This is a genomic window from Streptomyces tricolor (genome assembly GCF_002155905.1).
Taxonomy (GTDB): Bacteria; Actinomycetota; Actinomycetes; order Streptomycetales; family Streptomycetaceae; genus Streptomyces; species Streptomyces tricolor.
The window spans coordinates 1-2,233 of record NZ_MUMF01000733.1 but is presented as its reverse complement, the minus strand read 5'-3'; the positions used below and the strand labels follow the sequence as shown (position 1 = coordinate 2,233).

At 76.1% G+C, this 2,233-nt stretch carries 2 protein-coding genes and 2 pseudogenes; 1 reads left to right on the top strand and 3 read right to left on the bottom strand.

The window, feature by feature from the left end:
- Both CCN44_RS38430 and CCN44_RS38425 read right to left on the bottom strand, forming a co-directional pair.
- Positions 1 to 588, bottom strand: a 588-nt coding sequence (locus CCN44_RS38430; protein WP_143650311.1) for a serine/threonine-protein kinase, incomplete at its 3' end; no start/stop codon positions are given.
- Between the two features lie 115 nt (positions 589 to 703).
- The gene (locus CCN44_RS38425; RefSeq protein ID WP_059252159.1) at positions 704 to 1,606 is read right to left on the bottom strand and encodes an MBL fold metallo-hydrolase; all 903 of its coding nucleotides are present in this window, start codon (positions 1,604 to 1,606) and stop codon (positions 704 to 706) included.
- A 71-nt stretch (positions 1,607 to 1,677) separates the two neighbouring features.
- Between CCN44_RS38425 and CCN44_RS38420 the strand changes: the two are divergent.
- Positions 1,678 to 2,112 (top strand): annotated as a pseudogene (locus CCN44_RS38420) (cupin domain-containing protein); the annotation flags it as partial.
- Positions 2,113 to 2,139: 27 nt separating this feature from the next.
- Here the strand turns inward: CCN44_RS38420 and CCN44_RS46915 are convergent.
- Positions 2,140 to 2,229: pseudogene (locus CCN44_RS46915) on the bottom strand (AraC family transcriptional regulator); the annotation flags it as partial.
- Between the last annotated feature and the right edge of the window lie 4 nt (positions 2,230 to 2,233).

The window sequence follows — 2,233 nt, the reverse complement described above, 5'->3', positions numbered from 1 at the left end:
CAGGTCGGAGGCCGGGCCGGCGCCGGGCCCCGCCGCCCGCTCGGGGGCGACGAACCCGGCGGGCGCGTCCTCCGCGTGCCCGTCGCCGATGCCGAAGTCGGTCAGGACGACCCGCCCGGTGCCCGACTCCAGCAGGACGTTGGCCGGCTTGACGTCCCGGTGCACGATGCCGACGGCGTGGGCGGCGCGCAGCGCGCCGAGCACCGCGAGGCCGACGCGTGCGGCCTCGGCGAGCGGGAGGGGGCCGCGCCGCAGCACCTCGCGCAGGGACTCGCCGGCCACCAGTTCCATCACGATCCAGGGGACGCCGGCCTCGGTGACGACGTCGTGCACCGTCACGGCCGAGGGGTGCCGCACCCGGGTGGCGGCCCGGGCCTCGTGGTACAGCCGGTGCGCGATGCGCCGGCTCTCCTCGTCGGCGGCCGGATCGCCGGGCAGCAGCGGCTCCTTGACGGCGACCAGTCCCTCCCCCTGCTCGTCCCGGGCGCGCCACACGGTCCCGGCCGGCCCGGACCCGAGGCGCCCGGCCAGCCGGTAACGGCCGCCGATCAGACGTGCGTCGGGCGGGTGTTCGCCGTCTTCAGTCATGTCCCATGAGTACCCCGCGCACCACGCCGTTGTCGAAGCGGGGCCGTCGGAGGGAGGGTGGCCCGGCACCACGGCCGGTCCGCGGCCCCACGACAGCCGGTGCGGGGCCCGCCCGTCAGGCCGCCCACCGGTGCAGGCTGAAGCCGCCCACGCGCTCGCGTACTTCGACCGCGCCGGCTCCGCCGAAGTGGGCCGGGACCACCCACGCCCGCTGCTCGGCCGCCCGGTGCAGGACGCGGTGCCGGGTGCGGGCGGCCTGTGCCGGGTCGTGACAGAAGCAGCTGCTGCACTCGGGGTGCAGGATCTGCACGGGGCTGTGGAGCAGGTCGCCGACGAAGACGGCCCGTTCGCCGCGGGAGGACACGCGCAGCACGGCGGAGCCCGGGGTGTGCCCGGGGGCGGCCTCCAGCACGAGGTGCTCGTCGATCCGGTACGTGTCCTCCCACACCACCGCCTGCCCGGCCCGGTGCACGGGGGCCACGCTGTCCTCGTAGACCAGCCGGTCCACGGGGCGCGTCCCGCCCGCGTAGCCGCCCGCCGGGCCGAAGTGGTGGTCGTCGGCGGCCGGGAGGAGGTAGCGGGCGTGCGGGAAGGCCGGCACCCACTCGCCGCCGGCGTCCCGGGTGTTCCAGCCCACGTGGTCGGCGTGCAGATGCGTGTTGACCACGACGTCGACGTCCTCCGGCCGGACGCCCGCCCGCTCCAGCCGGCCCAGGAAGTCGCCCTGCCGCCGGTGGAAGAGCGGAGTGCCGGGGCGTTCCCGGCCGTCGCCGACACCGGTGTCGACCAGCACGGTCCGGCCGCCGGTCCGCACCACCCAGGTCTGGAGTGCCACCACGGCCCGGTCCCCGCCCGCCTCCCGGTGGTCGGGGACGAGCTGCGCCGCATGGGCGTCCCACACCTCGGGCCCGCACTCCGGCACCAGCTCGGCGGCGGGCACGTAGGGCCCCTGCCACTCCACGACGCGGAGCACCTCGACGTCACCGATCCAGAAACGCTGTACGCGGTCATCGCTCATGACCCCGACCCTAGGAGCGCGCGTTGAGCGTTCCCATACTCGATCCGCGCAGTTGAATACGCTGTCGTCTCATGGATGTGGTCAGCGATGCGATCGCCGCGGTCCGGGTGGGCACCCCCTCCTCCCACCGGCTCCGGGTGGCCGGCGCGTGGTGCGTCCGGCTGGCGCCGTACGAGGGCGCGGGCTTCCACGTCGTCCTGAGCGGCTCCTGTCTGCTGGTGCCGGACGGCGGCGGCGCTCCGGTGGCGCTCGGGCCGGGGGACGTGGTGCTGCTGCCGCACGGCGCCGGGCACGTGCTGGCGCACGCGGCGGCGCAGCCGGCCGAGATACGGCGGGCGGTGCCCTTCGAGGAGGCGCGGGACACGGACGTACGGCACCCCGGGCCGGGCCCCGAGGTGGAGCTGCTGTGCGGCAAGTACCGTCTCGACCGCAGCCGTACGCACCCGCTGATGGCGGAGCTGCCGCAGGTGGTGCATCTGCCGCACCAGGTAGACCAGCAGCAGGTCCAGCAGGCTCGGCAGGGCCAGGCAGCCGCCCGGGCGGCGTTCCGCCAGCTCGCCCGCCAACAGACCGACGGCCGCGCGCAGTTCCGGGTGACCGCCGACCCGGTGCGGCAGATGCACCACC